The 18,951-nt window shown below is 62.9% G+C and carries 19 protein-coding genes and 1 pseudogene; 12 read left to right on the top strand and 8 right to left on the bottom strand.

Going from position 1 to position 18,951, the window contains the following annotated elements; genetic code table 11:
• Positions 1–121 precede the first annotated feature (121 nt).
• Complete coding sequence (locus G6N44_RS20080) at positions 122–1,135, bottom strand: helix-turn-helix domain-containing protein (RefSeq protein WP_041800299.1); 1,014 nt, start codon at positions 1,133–1,135, stop codon at positions 122–124.
• A 122-nt stretch (positions 1,136–1,257) separates the two neighbouring features.
• On the opposite strand from G6N44_RS20080, the gene G6N44_RS20085 reads away from it, so the two are divergent.
• The 8 genes from G6N44_RS20085 (at position 1,258) to G6N44_RS20120 (ending at position 9,720) form a co-directional block, all read left to right on the top strand.
• Positions 1,258–1,578 (top strand): 2Fe-2S iron-sulfur cluster-binding protein, encoded by a 321-nt coding sequence (locus G6N44_RS20085; RefSeq protein ID WP_011895435.1) that lies wholly within the window; start codon positions 1,258–1,260, stop codon positions 1,576–1,578.
• A 22-nt stretch (positions 1,579–1,600) separates the two neighbouring features.
• A complete protein-coding gene (locus G6N44_RS20090; protein WP_011895434.1) occupies positions 1,601–2,992 on the top strand; it encodes a cytochrome P450 in 1,392 nt (463 codons plus the stop codon).
• A complete protein-coding gene (locus G6N44_RS20095; RefSeq protein WP_067992193.1) occupies positions 2,989–4,191 on the top strand; it encodes an NAD(P)/FAD-dependent oxidoreductase in 1,203 nt (400 codons plus the stop codon). Before G6N44_RS20090 ends, G6N44_RS20095 begins: the two co-directional genes overlap by 4 nt.
• Positions 4,192–4,456: 265 nt before the next feature.
• On the top strand, positions 4,457–4,867 hold the full coding sequence (locus G6N44_RS20100) for an SCP2 sterol-binding domain-containing protein (RefSeq protein WP_067992196.1): 411 nt from the start codon (positions 4,457–4,459) through the stop codon (positions 4,865–4,867).
• Positions 4,868–4,915: 48 nt separating this feature from the next.
• The gene (locus G6N44_RS20105; protein ID WP_078290122.1) at positions 4,916–6,532 is read left to right on the top strand and encodes a fatty acid--CoA ligase; all 1,617 of its coding nucleotides are present in this window, start codon (positions 4,916–4,918) and stop codon (positions 6,530–6,532) included.
• Between the two features lie 45 nt (positions 6,533–6,577).
• Positions 6,578–7,684 (top strand): NDMA-dependent alcohol dehydrogenase, encoded by a 1,107-nt coding sequence (locus G6N44_RS20110; protein WP_067992199.1) that lies wholly within the window; start codon positions 6,578–6,580, stop codon positions 7,682–7,684.
• Positions 7,685–7,954: 270 nt separating this feature from the next.
• On the top strand, positions 7,955–9,055 hold the full coding sequence (locus tag G6N44_RS20115) for a BtrH N-terminal domain-containing protein (RefSeq protein WP_067992202.1): 1,101 nt from the start codon (positions 7,955–7,957) through the stop codon (positions 9,053–9,055).
• Positions 9,052–9,720, top strand: a complete 669-nt coding sequence (locus G6N44_RS20120; protein ID WP_043985051.1) for a transglutaminase-like domain-containing protein — start codon at positions 9,052–9,054, stop codon at positions 9,718–9,720. The genes G6N44_RS20115 and G6N44_RS20120 overlap by 4 nt, the downstream gene beginning before the upstream one ends.
• A gap of 224 nt (positions 9,721–9,944) precedes the next feature.
• Here the strand turns inward: G6N44_RS20120 and G6N44_RS20125 are convergent, their stop codons facing one another.
• Complete coding sequence (locus tag G6N44_RS20125; RefSeq protein ID WP_162291742.1) at positions 9,945–10,178, bottom strand: hypothetical protein; 234 nt, start codon at positions 10,176–10,178, stop codon at positions 9,945–9,947.
• A gap of 36 nt (positions 10,179–10,214) precedes the next feature.
• Here G6N44_RS20125 and G6N44_RS20130 point away from each other — a divergent pair, with 36 nt between their 5' ends.
• A complete protein-coding gene (locus G6N44_RS20130) occupies positions 10,215–10,529 on the top strand; it encodes a PaaI family thioesterase (RefSeq protein WP_043985053.1) in 315 nt (104 codons plus the stop codon).
• A 181-nt stretch (positions 10,530–10,710) separates the two neighbouring features.
• Positions 10,711–11,760 carry an LLM class flavin-dependent oxidoreductase gene (locus tag G6N44_RS20135; protein ID WP_062655119.1) on the top strand — a complete coding sequence of 350 codons (1,050 nt, stop codon included), beginning with the start codon at positions 10,711–10,713 and terminating at the stop codon, positions 11,758–11,760.
• Between the two features lie 47 nt (positions 11,761–11,807).
• Here G6N44_RS20135 and G6N44_RS20140 read toward each other — a convergent pair whose 3' ends face one another.
• The 3 genes from G6N44_RS20140 to G6N44_RS20150 form a co-directional block, all read right to left on the bottom strand.
• Positions 11,808–12,272 carry a DUF6188 family protein gene (locus G6N44_RS20140; protein WP_062655118.1) on the bottom strand — a complete coding sequence of 155 codons (465 nt, stop codon included), beginning with the start codon at positions 12,270–12,272 and terminating at the stop codon, positions 11,808–11,810.
• Between the two features lie 75 nt (positions 12,273–12,347).
• Positions 12,348–13,019, bottom strand: coding sequence for a TetR/AcrR family transcriptional regulator (locus tag G6N44_RS20145; protein WP_067992207.1), 672 nt, complete (start codon positions 13,017–13,019; stop codon positions 12,348–12,350).
• Positions 13,016–13,474 (bottom strand): PaaI family thioesterase, encoded by a 459-nt coding sequence (locus G6N44_RS20150; RefSeq protein WP_218620378.1) that lies wholly within the window; start codon positions 13,472–13,474, stop codon positions 13,016–13,018. The genes G6N44_RS20145 and G6N44_RS20150 overlap by 4 nt, the downstream gene beginning before the upstream one ends.
• A 155-nt stretch (positions 13,475–13,629) precedes the next feature.
• Between G6N44_RS20150 and G6N44_RS20155 the strand changes: the two genes are divergently transcribed.
• A complete protein-coding gene (locus G6N44_RS20155; protein WP_067992211.1) occupies positions 13,630–14,316 on the top strand; it encodes a TetR/AcrR family transcriptional regulator in 687 nt (228 codons plus the stop codon).
• A gap of 567 nt (positions 14,317–14,883) precedes the next feature.
• On the opposite strand, the pseudogene G6N44_RS20160 reads toward G6N44_RS20155, so the two are convergent.
• Positions 14,884–16,133 (bottom strand): annotated as a pseudogene (locus tag G6N44_RS20160) (IS256 family transposase).
• 152 nt (positions 16,134–16,285) lie between these two features.
• On the opposite strand from G6N44_RS20160, the gene G6N44_RS20170 reads away from it, so the two are divergent.
• Complete coding sequence (locus tag G6N44_RS20170; protein WP_067992214.1) at positions 16,286–17,083, top strand: coiled-coil domain-containing protein; 798 nt, start codon at positions 16,286–16,288, stop codon at positions 17,081–17,083.
• Positions 17,084–17,391: 308 nt separating this feature from the next.
• On the opposite strand, the gene G6N44_RS20175 is transcribed toward G6N44_RS20170, so the two are convergent.
• Positions 17,392–18,186, bottom strand: a complete 795-nt coding sequence (locus G6N44_RS20175; protein ID WP_070953155.1) for a hypothetical protein — start codon at positions 18,184–18,186, stop codon at positions 17,392–17,394.
• Positions 18,187–18,269: 83 nt separating this feature from the next.
• Positions 18,270–18,896, bottom strand: a complete 627-nt coding sequence (locus G6N44_RS20180) for a helix-turn-helix domain-containing protein (protein WP_133052440.1) — start codon at positions 18,894–18,896, stop codon at positions 18,270–18,272.
• Positions 18,897–18,951 lie beyond the last annotated feature (55 nt).

An 18,951-nucleotide genomic window follows, 5' to 3' on the forward strand; every position in this document is an offset into this window, starting at 1 on the left:
TTCGGTCAGCGGCCTCCACGGCCGTTCGGTGACGTCGTGGCTGATTCTTAAGCACCGGTTACTTCTTTTCAGAAGAAGAAGCTACCCATGACCGGCTATCTCCGGGCGTGCGGGGACATCCTCAGCGTTGTGAGCGTCGGTACTCGCTCGGAGAGCGGCCGGTCCATCGCTTGAAGGCGTGTGAGAAGTTAGCAAGATCGCCGTATCCGAGCTCGGTCGCGATCTGGCTTGCCGACATTGATCGGGTGATTAACAGCATCATCGCGCTCTCCCGCAGACACGACTGGCGCAACTCGCGAAACGTGGTGCCCTCTTCGGCGAGCCGGCGTTTGAGTGTGCTGGTGGATACCGAGAGTTCGTCTGCGACCCGCTGGCAACTTCGCTGTCCGGGATCCTCGTCCAACAACCGTCTCACCTTCTTGGAGAAGGACGTGGCTCCGCTCTGCTCGTCGAGGGTCCGCCTCAGCTCGGCGACGGCGAGTCGATACGCAAGGGGATCGGAGAACCGGCACACTTCATTGAGCGCGTTGACGGGAACATGAAGGTAGGACATCGGTGCGTCAAAGAACAGGCGCCCGGCTAGTACCATCTCTGCCGCGAGTTTGTTCAGGGAGACCGGCGCTGACCAACTCAAGTGGAGCGTGACGGTCAGCGCGTCACTGACGAGCATGTCCAGCAGTCGTAACAACGCCGAGCCGGTATATGTGACTGCTAAGCAGTCCAGGGCCCGATCGCCTGTGTGCCCCCAGAGCCCGACGGTGAGACCTTGGTCGTTTGGACGGAATTGTGCATTGATCGCCGTGGTGATCAACGGTAGATAGGTGAGCAGCTCGACGATCTCGGCTACCGAGCCTGCGCTGACCAGCGGGACGCTCAACGGGCCGAAAGATGTCAACTGTGCCTGTCCTGCAAACGAGAAGCCGAGCAGGGTTGCCCGGTCGACGTCTAGATCGGGGTACAGATCGCGAAACCACCGCAGTGGCGCCTGGACATCGTGCTGCATCAGCGTCGCCTCGTCGGTTCCCTCGCGCGCCATGATGGTGCGAAGCCGCGCGACGGCGTCCGGGTCGAGTGCCTGGCTCTCCAGCATTTGCACGAACGCGACCGGAGGCACACCGGCGTTGCTGAACTTCACCGATCGTGCCCCCTGAGCCCAATCCACAAGTTCCTGATCCGCGCAAACATAGCGGAAGCGCTCGGATTGGACAATCCTGTTAACAAGTATTCACATTCAGGGCAACTTAAGAGGAGTCGGTAATGGCCGTTGTCACTTTTGTCTCCCACGACGGCGACAAGCACCAGGTGCCTCTCGATGAAGGCCAGTCACTCATGCAGGTCGCGACCAACAATGCAGTGCCTGGCATCGACGGCGACTGCGGAGGCGAAGCGGCGTGCGGTACCTGCCACGTCGTCGTCGATCCGCAGTGGTCCGATCAGGTCGGCTCCTCCGGCGTCGGCGAAGAGGAGATGCTCGCGATGAACCCCGAGCGTCAGCCGACCTCTCGGCTGTCCTGCCAGATGACGGCCTCCGAGGCATGGGACGGCTTGATCGTCCATCTGCCGGAGTTCCAGATGTGACGACGAAGGGAAGTGGTCAAACATGGTAAAAATCTCTGAAAAGGTCGCCGAGAAAGTTCAGGCGACCATCCCGATCGACCTGCAGATTCAAGGTGCACACGCCTACGACAAAACTCGGCGTTGGGTGACCGGTACGAACGGGAAGAAACTCTTTGTAGAGCGTCCTATTCCGCCGGCCGAGGAGGTCGAACTCGCCGACATCGATCTCAGCAATCCTTTTCTCTATCGCCAGGGGCGCTGGCAGTCATACTACGAGCGCCTGCGTAACGAAGCTCCGGTCCATTATCAGCGGCACAGTGCCTTCGGCCCGTTTTGGTCCGTCACCCGGCATGCCGACATCGTGGCCGTCGACAAGAATCATGAGGTCTTCTCCGCTGAGCCATTGATCGTCATCGGGGTGCCGCCCCGCTTCCTGGATATCAAGATGTTCATCGCGATGGATCCACCACGCCACGACCTGCAGCGGGCGGCTGTCCAAGGGGTGGTCGCACCCAAGAACCTACGGGAAATGGAGGGTCTGATTCGCTCGCGCGTAAGGGAGGTGCTGGATAACCTCCCCGTGGATCAGCCGTTCGACTGGGTTCACGACGTCTCGATCGAGCTGACCGCTCGAATGCTTGCGACCCTGCTGGACTTTCCGTACGAGCAGCGTCGCAAGCTTGTCGAGTGGTCGGATCTGGCAACCTCGATGGAGCAAACCAACGGCGGTCCCTCGGACCTTGACGAGACGTTCGTCGGCATGCGCGCCATGGCCCGAGATCTCAGCCGGCACTGGCACGACAAGGCGGCCCGGACCGGTGCCGGAGAAGAGCCTGGGTTCGATCTGATCACCATGCTGCAGAGCAATGAAAGCACCAAAGACCTGATCGACCGGCCGATGGAGTTCTTGGGCAACCTTCTGCTGCTGATCGTCGGAGGCAACGACACGACCCGGAACTCGATGAGCGGCGGCGTTCTCGCGTTGAACCGCTACCCGGACCAGTTCGAGAAGCTGAAAGCAAATCCCGACCTGATCCCCAACATGAACTCCGAGATTATCCGATGGCAGACGCCACTCGCCTACATGCGCCGGATCGCCAAGGCCGACACCATGCTGAATGGTCAGTTCATTCGCAAGGGTGACAAGGTCGTGATGTGGTACGCATCGGGAAACCGCGATGAGCGCGTATTCGATCGGCCCGACGACTTCATCATCGACCGGGACAACGCCCGCAACCACATCTCTTTCGGGTTCGGCGTCCACCGCTGTATGGGCAACCGGTTGGCCGAGATGCAGTTGCGGATCCTGTGGGAGGAGCTGCTTCCTCGTTTCGAGAAGATCGAGGTCATTGGTGAGCCCGAATACGTGCAATCCAACTTCGTCAGGGGAATCAGCAAGCTGATGGTCCGCCTCACCCCGAAAGCCGGCGCATGACTTTGCATCGAGCGGTCATCGTGGGCGCCAGCCACGCGGGCGCCCAACTGGCGGCCAGCCTTCGTCAAGAAGGATGGGACGGCGAGATCGTCCTCGTCGGCAATGAATCGGCAGCGCCCTACCAACGCCCTCCGCTGTCGAAGGCATATCTGGCCGGGAACTGCACAGTCGACAAGCTCGCGATCCGCAGCGCCGAGTTTTACACAAAGCTGCGAATCGAAGTTCTGGATGCGACGGTGGAGGCAATCGATCGCGCAGCGGGTCACCTCTCGCTGAGCACCGGCGAGGTGCTGCCCTACGACAGGCTCGCGCTGTGCACGGGCGCGCGCCCCCGTCGGCTCTCCACCCCAGGCGCCGACCTGGCCGGAGTCTTCTACCTACGCACCGCGGCGGACGTCGAGATGATCCGAGACGCCACCAGACCGGGGCGTCGAGCCGTGATCATCGGCGGCGGTTACATCGGATTGGAGACGGCTGCCTCCTTGCGTGCGTTGGGTCTAGAGGTCACCGTGCTCGAGGCGACGGAGCGCGTCCTCGAACGGGTGACCGCCCCGGAGGTATCGGCGTTCTTCGACCGGATCCACCGGGAGGCGGGCGTCAACATCCAGACGGGCGCGCGGGTCGAGGCTCTGTCTGGCGACGGCAAAGTCGGCGAAGTAGTCCTGGCCGGTGGCGAATCGATTTCCGCCGACCTCGTCATTGTCGGCATCGGCGTTGAGCCGAACACCGAGCTCGCCGCTGCCGCGGGCTTGGTCGTCGACAACGGCGTCGTGATCGACGACCAAGCCCAGACCAGCGACTCCGCCATCATGGCCGCCGGGGACTGCGTCAGCCACGACATGGCTCGTTACGGCCGCCGTATACGTCTGGAGTCCGTGCCCAGTGCGGCCGAGCAGGCCAAAGTCGCGGCGGCGACTTTGTGCGGGAAGTCCAAGAAGATATCAGCGCTGCCTTGGTTTTGGTCAGATCAATACGACCTCAAGCTCCAGATCGCGGGTCTCAACACCGGGTACGACGAGGTGGTCCTCAGCGGCGACCCGACCCGCGACCGCGACTTCACCTGCTTCTACCTGCGTGCCGGCGAGCTCATCGCCGCCGACTGCATCAATCGCCCCCGCGACTTCATGTTCAGCAAGCGGGTCATTACGCAGCAGGTCCCCGTCGAACGGGCCGAACTCATGCTCGCCGGCTCGGTCTGAGGTCATGGCTGCATGGGCGATGGGACGGCGACTGCGATTGCGACGCGTGTGTCGGAGACGAACGTCAGCGAGAACCGCCATCCAACTCCGCTGGCCGCGGGGACTGGCTAGCGGATGCCGCCGGGCACCTCGGCGGTGTTACCGCAGCGCATCAGAAGCTAGTGGAGGTCGCCAACAGGCGTGACGATTTTTGCGGGGGGAGCATCGTCTTGAGTCGATGCTCGCGACTGTTCTGTTCTGACAACGAGATTGGTGGAGATTGACGGTGGCGGTATTCAAGGACGAGGACGAGGTCTATGCCTTCTTGGGTGGGATCTTTCAACGGGGCTTGGAGAAGGAGGGACTGGCGGACAAGCTCGCAAATTCGGGTGTGGTGTTACGGGTGCACTACACCGATCCGGACGCGGTGGTAACGGTGGACATGCCGAAGAAGGTGGTGGAGACCGGAGCGGCCAGTACCGCGGTGCCCAACGTGGAGTTGTTCATGTCGGCGGACACTGGAAACAAGTTCTGGCTGGGCAAGGTGAACCTGACGATGGCGATGGCCAAGGGGACGGTGCGCGCAAAGGGCCCGGTGCCGAAGTTGATCAAGTTGATTCCGCAGGCCAAGAATCTGTTCCCCGAGTACCGGTTGATGCTGCAGAGTCAGGATCGGCAGGACCTCATCGATGCGTGACCGTCGCCTCATCAAGGGTTGTCGGGCGGGCTCTCGATGAGGAGCACGATGCAGGACGTTGCGTTGACGGTGCCCGCGATCGTGGCCCATGCTGCGGCAGTCCATGGCGATCGCGAGGTGTTGACCGCACGCGGACCCCAACAGATCTCTGGGGTGTCGTATCATGAGTTGGGGCAGCGTGCGGCGCGGTTGGCGAATGCGTTGCGCGAGATAGGCATTTGTGGAGACGAGCGTGTCGCGACGCTGCAGTGGAGCAACCAGGAGCACCTGGACTGTTACGCGGCGGTGCCGTCGATGGGTGCGGTGCTACATACGTTGAATCTGCGGCTGCCACCTGAACAGCTGACGTGGATCGCCAATCATGCCGAAGATCAGGTGATCATCGTCGACGGTACGGTGCTGAACCTGTTGGCGGCGGCGTTGCCGTCGATGACCTCGGTGCGCACGGTGCTGGTGACCGGCACGGGTGATCTTACCGCAGTGCAGGGCTGCGGAAAGGACGTCCTTCGCTACGACGATGTGGTGGCAGCCCAGCCGAGCACGTTCGACTGGCCCGACGTCGACGAGCAGTCGGCCGCAGCGATGTGCTACACGAGCGGTACTACCGGGCACCCGAAAGGCGTTGTCTACAGCCACCGTTCGACGTGGTTGCACTCTCAATCGGCGTGCACCTCGAACGCCTTGGGCATCGGTCATGACGACACGGTGTTGGCGATCGTTCCGATGTTCCACGCTAATGCCTGGGGGTTGCCGTATGCGGCGATGATGGCGGGGGCGCAGCTTCTGCTGCCTGACCGTTTCCTGCAGGCGGGGCCATTGGTGGAGATGATCGAGGCGGCCCGGCCCACGATGGCGGGCGCTGTGCCGACGATCTGGACCGATGTCTTGCACTACCTGCGCGACAATCCCGGCCACGACGTGAGTTCGCTGGAGATGGTGGCGTGCGGTGGTTCGGCGGTTCCGAGGTCGTTGATGACTGCCTATGACGAACTGGGCATCCGAATCGTGCAGGCCTGGGGGATGACTGAGACCTCCCCGCTGGCTGCGGTCGCTCTGCCGCGGAACACCGACACCCCGGAGAGGTCCCTTTACCTGCGGGGAACCCAAGGCAGGGTAGTGGCCGGTGTGCAGGCGCGCATCGTTGATGACAGCGGTGCAGAACAACCTTGGGACGGACTGTCGGTGGGGGAGATTCAGATCCGCGGCCCGTGGATCACTCAGTCCTATTACGAGCATGACAGTCCGGCGGTGTCGCCGGACGGTTGGTTATGCACCGGGGATGTCGGGACCATCAGCGCCGATGCGTTCATCACTCTCACCGACCGCGCCAAAGACGTGATCAAGTCTGGAGGGGAGTGGATCTCCTCGGTGGAATTGGAGAACGAGTTGGCCGCTCACCCTGCAGTACGCACCGCCACGGTGATTGGAGTGCCCGACGACAAGTGGCAGGAACGGCCGCTGGCAGTGGTGGTCCTGGCCGCTGACTGCACCGCCACCGCTGCGGAGTTGACTGAGTTCCTGCGTGCACGGGTGGCCAAGTGGTGGCTACCGGAACGGTGGGCGTTCGTCGCCGACGTTCCGTTGACGTCTACTGGCAAGTTCGACAAGAAGAAGCTGCGCCGCCAGCATGCCGACGGTGAGCTCGCCGTCGAGACGCTGGCGTGAACCATCCACTGCTACGGAAGCACCGACGTTGAGGAGAGGACACACATGAAAACACGCGCTGCCGTGCTCTGGGGCTTGGGAGAGAAGTGGGAGGTTGATGAGATCGAGCTGGATCCGCCCGGTGCGGATGAAGTGCTGGTCCGGTTGACCGCCAGCGGGTTGTGCCATTCAGACGAACACCTGGTGACCGGTGATCTGCCGTTTCCGCTGCCCGTCGTCGGTGGTCATGAAGGCGCCGGCACCGTGGTCGAGGTGGGTGCAGGTGTCGAGGACCTGGCCGAGGGCGATTCGGTCATCCTGACGTTCCTGCCGTCTTGCGGGCACTGCTCTTACTGCGCGCGCGGGATGGGAAACCTGTGCGACATGGGTGCGGCGATCATGATGGGACCCCAGATCGACGGCACCTACCGCTTCCATGCCCGCGGCGAGGATGTCGGCCAGATGTGCTTGCTGGGCACGTTCTCGGAATACACCGTGGTGCCGAAGGCCTCCTTGGTCAAGGTTGACCACGGGACACCGTTGGACAAGGCGGCCTTGATCGGTTGCGGTGTCACGACCGGTTACGGCTCGGCGGTACGCACCGGTGACGTGCGCGCCGGGGATACCGTGGTCGTGATCGGCGCCGGCGGCATCGGCATGAATGCGATCCAAGGCGCCCGCATCGCTGGCGCGTTGACCATCGTGGCTGTCGACCCAGTGGAGTTCAAGCGCGAACAAGCTGGCGGTTTCGGCGCGACGCATGCCGTTGCCACCATCGATGAGGCCTGGTCACTGATCAGCGACATCACCCGTGGCAAACTCGCCGACGTCTGCGTCTTGACCACCGACGTCGCCGAAGGGGCCTACACCGCTGAGGCGCTATCACTGGTCGGTAAACGCGGCCGTGTGGTCATTACCGCGATCGGACACCCCGAAGACACGTCGATGTCGGGCTCGCTGCTGGAATTAACGCTGTATGAAAAGCAGATCCGCGGTGCCCTCTACGGCTCGTCCAACGCCGCCCACGACATCCCGCGGCTCGTCGAACTCTACAACTCCGGACAACTCAAACTCGACGAGCTGATCACCCGTGAGTACACCCTCGATGAGATCAATGAGGGCTACGACGACATGCGGTCAGGCCGCAACATCCGAGGACTCATCCGATTCTGACAGAGCACCGAAAGCAGGGAAGCGCAAAACGGCACCAAGCGAGCTCAGTACAACGATGGCGATGCTGCGGGTCAGGGGCTCTCACCGTTGACGCTTTGATGCGGATAGCGATCGAAAGCAATGTTTCCCATAGTCATAGGCGGTCGAGCTGCGCGGGTGAGATTGGCTGCGGTCGACCAGTTCTGGCACCTACCGCCAGCCGCGACGCCTTGATGGAACGTAGCTTTCGATGAGTCTTAACAGTGCTATTGGACAAGAGAGGAAGCGGCGATGGCGAGGATTGAAATTCCCTATCCCCACAGGAGAGGAGGGCACTGTGGTTCCGGTGCGCTGCGTGACCTTACTGAATGGGCACAACTAGGATGGGGGACAGAAACACTCAGTGAAGGATTGGTCTTCACCCTCGGCGGAGCCTTGGACTTCTCGTACGTCCGCTCTACGCAATTGTTTCCCCAGATCTACCTGGTAGGACGAGGAAGCGACCTGGAAAAAGACTACCTCTCCCGAGTTGGTGCAAACTGCGTAGTGCGATCGACCGATGACGCAGACGTGGGATGGTCATTTGTTACCGACGAAGTCGACAAGGGCCGACCCGTCATGGTCTGGGCTGACATCGGCGAACTTCCTTACCTGCGCGTCCGATTGCACATGAGCCGTCACGACATCGTCATCACCGGATATGATGACGAACAAGGGGTTGCCTATGTGGTCGATAATGACCGCGAGACCACCCAAACGGTGGCTTATGACGACCTGCGCCGGGCGCGGTCCTCGGTAGGGTTCCCTACACCGACCCGGCACACCACATATCACGTCGACTGGCCGGAGCGAGTGCCCGACCTTGGGCCGATTGCCGCCACTGCATTAGCCGCGAGCGCAGCTTTCATGCGCGGCGGTGCCGTAGGTGCGCCGCTACTGCGCATCGAGGCAGCTGAAGTCGAGGCCTCCGGTTTGAAGGGTGTGCAGGAGTTCGCCGATGACGTACGGCATTGGCCAACGGTGTTTGATGACGACGCCCTGACCGCGGCATTGTTCGGGCTCGGGGCGTTCATCGAGAAAGCCGGAACCGGTGGCGGGCTCTTTCGTATGCTGCAAGCACAAGGTTGCCAGAATATCGCCGATCTCCTCGGGGACGCCGCCGCAGCCGAAGCGGCGGCCGCGGCCCGACACGCTTCCCAAGCGTGGTCTGAGCTTGCGGCCGCAGCCACCGATGCCGGCACATCGCTACGGAGTCGTAGTCTCGCTGCGGCCAAAATCGCCGCGACGATCCCGGACTCCGAAACACGCCTCGTCGAAGCCCTCGAAACGGCCAGTCGATCCGTTGGCACTGTCGATACCGGCCTCGAGGCTTATCTGAAAGGCTATCTGTGAGCGACACTTCAAACGAATCGAGTTTCCTGGAGACAACTGGGTTCCTCGATTGGCAGCACGACGATGTACAGCGCTTCACCGAGGACGCGGTCGGTGACGTTCGTGACCCTGTGCAGAAGGCGAGGTTGATCTTCACCGCTGTGCGGGACAGGATTTGGTACGATCCCTATAGCACCGACGACGATCCCGAGCATTATCGGGCGAGCTATGTAGCGACAGCGTCGAGGGCGTATTGCATACCGAAGGCGGTGCTGCTGACCGCGGCAGCTCGTGCGGCGGGCATTCCGGCCCGGCTCGGATTCGCGGACGTGCGCAACCATCTGCAGACCACCACATTGCGTGCCCGGATGGGAGGTACCGACGTGTTCGTCTACCACGGATATAGCGAATTACAACTCAACAACCGCTGGGTGAAGGCCACTCCGGCGTTCAATGCCGAGCTCTGCGCGCGATTCGGTGTACCTCCGATCGACTTCGACGGCCACACCGATGCGCTCCTCCATGCCTACGACGGTGGGGGAAGCCAACACATGGAGTACCTCAACGACCGCGGTTGGTACCACGATCTCCCCTTCACCGACATCGTTACAGAGTTGCATCACCGGTACGGCCCGCTCATGGCTGGCGCTGGAGCCCAGCGTGACGCCTTCTCCCAGGAGTTGTGAGGCGCTGCGGACTGTGTGCCAGTTCATTGTGACGCGATCTGGCCGGCTATGAATACACTGCAGTCCAAGGGATTACGGGCAGGACCAGATAGCCGACAGTGTCCTAATCGGAAGGTGTGTCGCAGCGATGATCTCGGCGGGCTAACGAGTCCTACATACATATCTACCGGCGATCAGCCCAGTCGACGCCGGCGCAATTCTTCAGTCGTGTGGTGAACCACGCGCTACGAGGGTCTATTTAGGAGGGTTTCGTCATCGAAGAGCAAGCGGAAGAAGATTCGGCCATCGCATGGTGGCATAGCTTTCAGGATCGTGCTGTCGCCGCCGACGGCGACTACCTTGATGCGCACCACCCGTGGTGCCTTGGTTGCGGCACAGACAATCCGCACGGTCATCGCCTGCGAGCGCGTCGGCATGGCGACGGGGTGGGTGCCAGGCATATCTTCGACGGCAGACATCGCGGCGCACCCGGTATCGCACATGGCGGCGCAGTCATGACCGTACTCGACGACATGGTGGGCATGTTGCTGTACGTCGTCGGTGAGATGGCCGTCACCCGCAGGTTCGATACCGAGTTCTACGCGCCGGTGTTGCTGGGGGTCCCCTACGAGGTCAGCGCGGAGCTGGTGTCCAAGACCGGCCGGAAACTCGAAGTCCGGACAGAATTGCGCGAGGAGACTACCGGTCAGCTAGTCGCGTCCGCCTCAGGGTTATTCGTCGTCGTCACGATGGCGCACTTCACTAGTTCCATACAGAAGGCGACTTCGACACCCTGCATTGTGCGGTCACCCAGGGAGGGAAGATGCTGAGCACCAGCCTTGGAGGTGGCGCACGGCTGGCCGCGCGCGTTCCACGTCTCTTACCCCGCTCGACGCAAACATCATCAACGCACTCATGTACCTGGTCGCCGAGGATCACCTCCACCAGACGGCGGCCACGGGTCAGCGCCGTCGTATTCGACGGCCCGCGCCCGCGCACAGGAGACCGGTCATGAGCACCTACGGCCTGTCGGTTCTCGGCGCGGATTTGAAGTCACTGGCCCAGACCGCACACGCCGCCGATGCGGCCGGGTTCGACGCCGTATGGGCCTCGGAGTTCTACTCCCGGTCGGGTTCGATCTCCATGGCCGCGATGGCCAACTGCACACAGAACTGCCGGATCGGTTCCTCCATTCTCTACGGCGTCGGCCGAAGCCCCCTGGTGCTGGCCACCGAGGCGCGTGATCTCGACGAACTCTCCAACGGACGGCTGGTGCTGGGCATCGGCAACGGCACCAAGCGGATGATGAGCGACTGGCACGGCGTGCCCGACACCTCCGCGCCCGCGCTGCGGATGGAAGAACTCGTGATGCTGCTGCGCCGGATATGGAACCTGCATGAAGGCCCGATCCATCACGAGGGTCGTTTTTACAGAATGAATCTCACGCCGACCGGCGACGTGGGACCCTCCAGCCGGCCGATCCCGATCGTCACCGCCGGTGTCCGGCCTCGGATGTGCGAGGCGGCCGGGCGGGTGGCCGACGGGCTGGCCGGACATCCCCTGTTCACCACCACCTACGTCGAGGAGATCGTCCGGCCCGCTATCGCCAGGGGTGCCGCGCACACCGGCCGCGACCCCAATGACGTGGAAATCATTTCCATGGTGATGTGCGCCATCCACGACGACGCCGAGGTCGCCAGGCGCGAACTGGCGCAGCAGATTGCGTTCTACTCCTCGGTCAAATCCTACGAGACGGTACTTGATGTGAACGGCTTCGCCAGCGAAGGCCGAACCATCCGGGAAGCATTCGCCCAGCGCGATTTCCCGGCGATGTTCGCCGCGGTGTCCGAGGAGATGATCGACACCATGGGCGTCGCGGGGACGGCACACGAGGTCCGTGAACAGCTGAGACGCTACGACGGCGTCCTCGACCACATCATGCTGTATTCACCATCGGTTGGCATCGCTCCCGAGCGCGTGCAGCAAAACCTCGACAGCATCATTCGGGAATGCTCGCCCGCCTCGATGTCGCCAGGGCAGTCCGGTCCACGTTCAATCTGATCCACGCATTGCCGCCGAAGTTGACCCGTCCCCGTCCGCGGTCGCATTTAGTGCGTCTGTCGCGCCGACCCCGCCGACGGTTGTGCGGCGTTGTTGAGGATGTTGGCGTCGTCGCTGTCGGGGAGGTCGTGGCGGACCACGCGTACCCGCCCCCGGGGTAGGCATGCCATGTAGCCGTGGCGCTTGCCGTACAACTCCCATGCCGTTTCCTCGGAATCGGGGTCGACGTCGATGCTGTGTCCACGCGAGAACCTCAGGTGTAGCCCTCCATCGTCGCCGGACCAGGCCTGAGTGCACACCGCGCCGGCGAGGTTCAACAACGGGCGTTCGTCAGTCGCGATCTTGAGTGGATCGATGCGTACCGCTTCTGCGGGATACGGGTCGACCGCAGGCAGTGTCAGCAGCAAGGGGCACGAGATGACAATCTCGTTGTAGTCGTCCAGGTCCAGGACCAGGCCGTCGCGCACGGAGACGCGTTGCACGACACAATTTTCGATCCATTGGGTATACATGGCACTCTCCTTCGCCGCGTCATCGAGCCTCGCCCTAAGGGTACTTCAGGTAGCGCTGCGATACTACTAGTATCGTTATGCGGTTTCCGCGGGTCGTGCGCGGCTGGTCACCACGCGCCGAGTGGCCAGGTCGATGCGTTCGCGAGTATCGGCGGCCGACGCTCGGTGGCCACAAAAGGCCACGAGGTTGGCCAGCCACACGTCGGAGATGATCGCGGCGATGTGTAAATCGGCTGGAGTCGGTTCGCCGCCCCTGAGCGTGCGGGCCAGCAGGGTCTGAATTTCGGCGGCGGCGCAGTCTAGTTCTGCGGCTGCCCGGGTGTCTGCAACGGCGAACGCTCGTGTCATGGCTGATGTCAGCCAGGGATCGCGCTGCCAGCGGTCATGTAGGTGTGTGGTGAGACGTTCGAGCCGTTCCAATGGCGTGCCGTCACCGCTAGCCCAGTCGTCAGCCGAGTCGAGTCGGCGAAACTCGCGCGATAGCGCCGCCACCAACAAGTTGGTCTTCGCCGGGAAGTGGCGGTAGAGCGTGCCGACGGCGATACCGGCCCGCTCGGCGACCGACCGCATCTGAACCGCCTCATAGCCACCTGACGTGGCCACGAGCAGGGCCGCGTCCAGAATCGCTTCCCGGCGCTGGGTGGATGAATGCGAGGCGGGCGCTACAGCGGTCCGCGTCCGGCCGCCGGCTGATTTTGCCTCCAGCGGTCGGGTTTTGCCATGGCTGCGAGAAAGGGGGAGCGTCATGGTCGCCCGTCGTCGAGGCCGCCGTGACGTGAGAACTGTTCGAGAAGGCCGCCAAAAGCACTGACGTCGCCGTGCGCAGCGAAGTGATCCTGGCTGACCGCGACAAATACCGCAGTGGCGGTGAAGCGGTTGGCCCCATCGGAATCAGTGCCCGTCGCCATGACGTGCAGAGCCCGTCCTTCGCGGCACCGGATGTGGGCGGTGATCCTGTGGGGTTGATGCAGAGGTACCGGCCGCAGATACTCCACTGTCAGGCTGCGAGTCACCGCTGGTGTGCCGGCGATCCACAATGTGAATCCCAAGACGTCATCGCACGCCGCCGCAACTGCTCCGCCATGGGCCAGCCCAGGAGCCCCGATGTGGCGCTCGTCGAAAATCACGTCGGAGTACACCGCGTCGCCGCGGCGGTGCACCACCAACTGCAGTCCGTGGGGATTGTCGGGGCCGCAACCCATGCACGTTGTCGTGTGCGAAGGTAACCGCTTCGGCAGCGACGCGCTTTCCGGCACAATCACGCTCCAATACTATCGGTTTCGCTTCGATACCGTTAGTACCACACTGCTAGACTGCCAGGACAGCATCGCGTGAAATCGACCGCCGAGGTGAATGAGTGAGCGACAGTCAGCCAGCGCCGGTCCCTGACGATGACGTGGACCCGCGGCGAATCCGGTCTCGAAATCGACTGCTGGATGCAGCCGCGACCCTTCTGAGCACTGGCGGCGTGGAAGCCGTCACGATCGATGCCGTCACCAAAGCGTCCAAAGTGGCCAGAACCACGCTTTACCGCCATTTCCAAAGTTCGTCGCACCTGCTCGCAGCCACGTTCGAACGCTTGCTTCCCCAGGTGGCGACTCCGGTACCGACCAGCGGCCCTCTGCGTGACCAGTTGATCGAATTGCTAAGCCGCCAAGCCGCTCTTTTCAACGACGCGCCACTGCATGTCACGACGCTGGCATGGCTGTCCCTTGGTCCCACCGGCCCGACGAACGAAGCCGATGATCGACACACATCCGGCGCGTTGCGGGCCCGAGTCGTCGACCAGTACCGGCAACCGTTCGACGCCATACTCTCTAGCCCGACGGCGCAAGCCGAGTTGGAGAACTTCGACCGAGAACTGGCGCTGTGCCAACTGGTCGGCCCACTGGCGTTTGCCCGGATGACCGGGATTCGCGGCATCACTCACGACGACTGCGAGAACCTCGTCGATGGCTTTCTCGCCGCCCACTGCAAGAGCGACGATGGCGAGACCAAGCGCGTGAAGGCCGCCAGTCTGCATGCAGGGCGACCGCTCGCATAGCCCTCTAGCGGCAACGAGTTTCACTGCGCCCAGTCTGGCTGGTCTTCGAACTTTCCTCTGCACTCCAGTCACGTCGGCGATGGCACCGGCGAAATGTTCGCCGTCACTCGCTAGGGGCCGTGCACGCAGATCGCAGGCATGCCCACGACGACTATGTCGGGCCAGGCGACGTGAACCGCCTCAGCGTTCGCAGTGCGGTTGCTCGCGTTGAGACCCCGTAGCACTTTCGTCAATGGCATTGCGGATCGATGCGTGTTTATCGTCCGACGAAAAGTGATCGTGCTGGCCCCAGAGTGCAAGAGGTGTGTCGGAATTGGAGGAACTGGCTGGCAGGGATGGCTTGGTGGCAAGCGGGGCGGGTTACTCGGCAGTGACGACAGCGGCCGGGGCGCGCCATCGGAAGTGACGCTGAGCGACGCGCGGAACTGAGACGAATGTGGCTGTGGTCGTGGACGAAACCTCGTGTTGCTTCGTAGGTTGTCGACATGACTGGATAGTGCCCCTTGGGGTGGTGGACTTCGGATCGGCGTGGGTTCACGCGTGGTGATCAACGAGTCGTGGTGAATGCTAGGCGATTTGGCGTTGTTCGGGAACCGGTTCGGTCTCTGTTTGGGCGGCGGCGTGTTTGGCGGCGATGACTTTGCGCAGTTCAGCCATGGAGACCTCGGATAGGTAGCGGCGGGTGACTTGCCATTCGTCGTGGGCTTCGATGACCACGGCGGTGGCCAACCGCAGGAATGCTGCGGGGTTGGGGAAGATTTCCACGACATCGGCGCGGCGTTTGATCTCCTTGTTGAGGCGTTCGATGGGGTTGTTCGACCAGATCTTTTGCCAGTGTCCGCGTGGGAACGCCGTGAACGCCAGCACGTCAGTTTTCGCTTCGTCCATCATTGTGGCCACTTTCGGGAAGCTCGACGACAGCGTGTCGGCGACCTGGTCCCATTGGGCGGCGACGTCGGCGGGGTCGGTGTGGGCGAAGATGGTCTTGACCGCCGCGGTCACCGCCGGGGCGTGTTTGGCGGCCACCGCGCCGTGCAGGTTGCGCATGAAATGGACCCGGCACCGCTGCCAGGAGGATCCGGCGAACTGCTGGGCGACGGCGGCCTTGAGCCCGGCGTGGGCATCGGAGATCACCAGGTGCACCCGGCCAACCCGCGGGCCTTGAGGGAAGCCAGGAACTCCCGCCAGAACTCGAAGGACTCGCTGTCACCAACGGCGGTGCCCAGCACCTCGCGGGTGCCGTCGATGGACACCCCGGTGGCCACCACCAAAGCGTGGGATACCACATGAGCCCCGATACGGACCTTGCAGAACGTCGCGTCGCAGAAGACGTACGGGAACTGGGTGTGGGTCAGGTTGCGGGTGCGAAAGGCCTCGATCTCCTTGTCTAGGCCGGCGCAGATGCGTGAGACCTCCGACTTCGAGACCCCCGAACCGACACCGAGCGCTGCGACGAGGTCATCGACGTTGCGGGTCGACACCCCGTGCACGTAGGCCTCCATGATCACCGCGTGCAAGGCCTTGTCGATACGGCGTCGCCGCTCGAGCAGCGACGGGAAGAACGATCCGGCCCGCAGTTTGGGGATCTGGACTTCGATATCCCCGGCGGTGGTCGACACCGTCTTGGGACGGTGCCCGTTGCGATGCGTACTGCGATCGCCGCTGCGTTCGTAGCGGCCGGCGCCGATCGCCTCGGTGGCCTCGGCCTCGATCAACGCCTGCAGCCCGGCGCGGATCAGCTCGGCGAACACCGCCCCGGCATCAGCGGACTTGAGCGCATCGAGCTGGGCGAGCAAGGCAGAATGGTCCTGGGTCATCGCGTGGTGCGTCCTTTGCTTGAGTCACTTTGGTCGGTAACTCAATGACCACTACGCGATGCCCCACCCCAAAGCCCTCAACGACACACCGAACAGAGTCCGGCCGGGTCAGCCTCAGGCCCGAAACCCCACCACCCCAGGGGACTTACCCCATGACTGCTGTGTCGAAACTGGAGGCGCGTCGTCGCGCCGTCGAGGCGCAACGCCGAGCGAACGAAGTGCGAGCGCAGCAGGACCGTGCCAACGCCGATGACGCGACCGCCGTTCGGGCGTTGATCGGACGCCTGCAGGATGTGGACGAATGGCAGGCCCGTCGCGTCGCGCAGTCTCGCCAGCAAGCGGAGGCGGAGGCGCAGCGCAGGCGCAGCCGCTATTACGCGGAAGCCTGTGCATCGATCAAGGACATGCGGGAACGTGGCGCGACGTTGGCGGCTATCGCCGAGCTGGTCGGTGTTGATGTCAGAGAGATACGCGCGCTGCTGCGCAGCAAGGCGGCGAAAGCCGTTAAGAAGCAACCGGCTGCGCGCGCTGATGCATGGCGCGACGCTCGTGTGGACACGGAGTGGCCGCGGTGCGTGCGATGCGATGTGTTGATGATGGATCCTGAAGACAGGCCACGTCGCGGACGCTGCCGGCTCTACTGCTCGGACACGTGTCGGCGCGACTCATCTGCTGCACGCATGGCTGCCGAGCGCCACGGAACGCCGATCCGCGTCGTCGAGGTGCCGAGGGCCGGTTCCGCGACCGACCTCGCCCTGACGCCTGAAGATTCACCGGCTCCTGTCCCTGTCAGCGCGCTCGACGCCGCAGACATTGCCTCCCGGGACGAGCGGGCGCTGTGCACGCTGCTAGCGAGGCTCACGGAACGGGCACGGCACAAGGACCTCGACCGAGCGACTCTGACGGCGGCGCGTGATCTCGCCAAAGCTGTTTATCCGTATCGCGCCTGAACGGCTCAGCAACCGTATCGATCATCTGGTCGTCAACGCCCGTTGTGCCCGCGTGATGCGCGCTGCGTAACCTGGGTCACGTGGCAGATAACCCGCCAGGCAATCGATGTGCGTCCTGCGCAACATCGGCATCGGCGTTGCCGAGCGCCCTAGGGCGGATCCGTCGCCAGTGAGCGCAGTCGCTCGTAACCTGCCTTCTGACTCCGCGATCCGGCCGGGAGCGGACCGCGGCGTGCTTCGATAGGTACGTGGGGCCACCCTGTCCGAAATCAGCTGTGCGATTGGTGAGGCGGACACCCCGAGTGGGTCTATGCAAACCGTCCGCGCTCGAGAGTCGGCGCTTCGATGGGTACCGACGCGCGATAGAGTCGCACGGGGCATTTGTCGACCGTGAGGAAATGGATTGGTTCCCAAGTAATCCCGGCGGCGTTCAATGACTTCCGATGGGACTTCCATTCGTCGCGAAGCGGTTTCTTCTCCGACGGTCCGAAGCGGACGTCTGTCAGCACGAGTAGTCGCACACGCTTCGGATACAGTGTGGTCCCCTCGACGATCTCCAAACGAAGCTGTTCGACGTCATCGCACCAGTCCTGCGACTTCTTCGCCTTCGAAATGAGTTTGCGCAGAGCTTCGAATACCGGACCGGCAAGCGCATCGTGCACAGCAGGCCGGCCAAGTTTGCTGGCAAGGCGCTGTCCGAGAATGAGCTCGTCCTCAATCGAGGCGAACCCCACGACCGGTTCCTGCGCAGCGAGCAAACCCTTGCTGACCGGAACGATCGCGCGCAGGTCCACGGCCCAAACCGCTCCAGGAACCGGAGGCTCACTTAGCCAGACGTAGTCGGAGAGCTGATGGTCTTTGATCTGCTGGACCTTCTCCGTCGAAAAGACTGAGATGTCGCGTACCGGGCATGCCTGCACCAGCGGATGCCGCATCCCGGGACCGCCCGCAATGTCGCAGGTCTGTGACACCACCGCGGCATACCCGCTGTCACTCAATGGTGCTGACCGAGCACGCACCTCACCCAACGCTCCATCGGCAGCGGGTTCTCCGGTTACAGGGTCGTCTACCCACGCTGGGACGATCCATGCGCCGCGATCCATCGGGAGAAGATGCCCTTGCCGCCACCGCTCCAGAGCGAGAAGCGTGTGCGGGGGCCATCGCTCCGGCAGGAGTCGATCAATAGTCACCGGGCGAATCCGTCCTCGACGTTCTCGGTCACCACCGGACCACCGGTTCGAATGATCGGTGTCTCGACGTGTTCGGCGATCCCCTCGTATACCGAAGTGCCGATCTCTCGCCGAGGGAACGGCGTCCGATCCACAGCCAGGTCAACGAGGTCGTCGAACCGGCCGTCGAGTAGTGCGGAGGCTCGCTTCTTGTCGGCACGCAGCCACCTGTTCATCGGCTGGTCCAGTGTGCTGCGGAGGTCGTCGACGGCGTCCGCCAACTCCCACAGTCCACCCAAGCTGGCTACACGGGGCCGGCTGGCGGGGGGCTTTGCCGCCCACGAGTGGAACGTGCGCTTGTTGATGCCGGTGGCCTTGAACATCTCCTTCTGCGTTAGGCCCAGTTCGGCTCGGATTCGTTCGAAGGCATCAAGAACATCGACCGTCTCGTCGACCTGTTGCTCGTCGGACAGCACCGTATCGATGAATGTATACGGCATCGTCAACCACAGCGCCGAGCCCGGAAGGTTCATCTGCCCGTCGAGACTCTTGAAAACTTCGACGCGAACCTGATCCCATCCGCACGGGTCGAGGGCTCCAGAGAAATGCGCGACGACATCCCGCAACCCCGGCGATGAACTCATCTCCACGAACGTGCTGGACCAGAGTCCGTCCTCGCAAGGGGCCGGGTACAGGCCC

This window comes from Mycolicibacterium alvei, assembly GCF_010727325.1.
Taxonomy (GTDB): Bacteria; Actinomycetota; Actinomycetes; order Mycobacteriales; family Mycobacteriaceae; genus Mycobacterium; species Mycobacterium alvei.

What these genes read in the sequence shown, in the direction of transcription:
- G6N44_RS20085 (WP_011895435.1), top strand. Translation starts at nt 1,258, where the DNA reads ATGGCCGTTGTCACTTTTGTCTCCCACGACGGCGACAAGCACCAGGTG.
- G6N44_RS20090 (WP_011895434.1), top strand. Translation starts at nt 1,601, where the DNA reads ATGGTAAAAATCTCTGAAAAGGTCGCCGAGAAAGTTCAGGCGACCATC.
- G6N44_RS20095 (WP_067992193.1), top strand. Translation starts at nt 2,989, where the DNA reads ATGACTTTGCATCGAGCGGTCATCGTGGGCGCCAGCCACGCGGGCGCC.
- G6N44_RS20105 (WP_078290122.1), top strand. Translation starts at nt 4,916, where the DNA reads ATGCAGGACGTTGCGTTGACGGTGCCCGCGATCGTGGCCCATGCTGCG.
- G6N44_RS20110 (WP_067992199.1), top strand. Translation starts at nt 6,578, where the DNA reads ATGAAAACACGCGCTGCCGTGCTCTGGGGCTTGGGAGAGAAGTGGGAG.
- G6N44_RS20115 (WP_067992202.1), top strand. Translation starts at nt 7,955, where the DNA reads ATGGCGAGGATTGAAATTCCCTATCCCCACAGGAGAGGAGGGCACTGT.
- G6N44_RS20125 (WP_162291742.1), bottom strand. Translation starts at nt 10,178, where the DNA reads ATGTCTGCCGTCGAAGATATGCCTGGCACCCACCCCGTCGCCATGCCG.
- G6N44_RS20130 (WP_043985053.1), top strand. Translation starts at nt 10,215, where the DNA reads ATGACCGTACTCGACGACATGGTGGGCATGTTGCTGTACGTCGTCGGT.
- G6N44_RS20135 (WP_062655119.1), top strand. Translation starts at nt 10,711, where the DNA reads ATGAGCACCTACGGCCTGTCGGTTCTCGGCGCGGATTTGAAGTCACTG.
- G6N44_RS20140 (WP_062655118.1), bottom strand. Translation starts at nt 12,272, where the DNA reads ATGTATACCCAATGGATCGAAAATTGTGTCGTGCAACGCGTCTCCGTG.
- G6N44_RS20145 (WP_067992207.1), bottom strand. Translation starts at nt 13,019, where the DNA reads ATGACGCTCCCCCTTTCTCGCAGCCATGGCAAAACCCGACCGCTGGAG.
- G6N44_RS20150 (WP_218620378.1), bottom strand. Translation starts at nt 13,474, where the DNA reads ATGGGTTGCGGCCCCGACAATCCCCACGGACTGCAGTTGGTGGTGCAC.
- G6N44_RS20170 (WP_067992214.1), top strand. Translation starts at nt 16,286, where the DNA reads ATGACTGCTGTGTCGAAACTGGAGGCGCGTCGTCGCGCCGTCGAGGCG.
- G6N44_RS20175 (WP_070953155.1), bottom strand. Translation starts at nt 18,186, where the DNA reads ATGGATCGCGGCGCATGGATCGTCCCAGCGTGGGTAGACGACCCTGTA.
- G6N44_RS20180 (WP_133052440.1), bottom strand. Translation starts at nt 18,896, where the DNA reads ATGAGTTCATCGCCGGGGTTGCGGGATGTCGTCGCGCATTTCTCTGGA.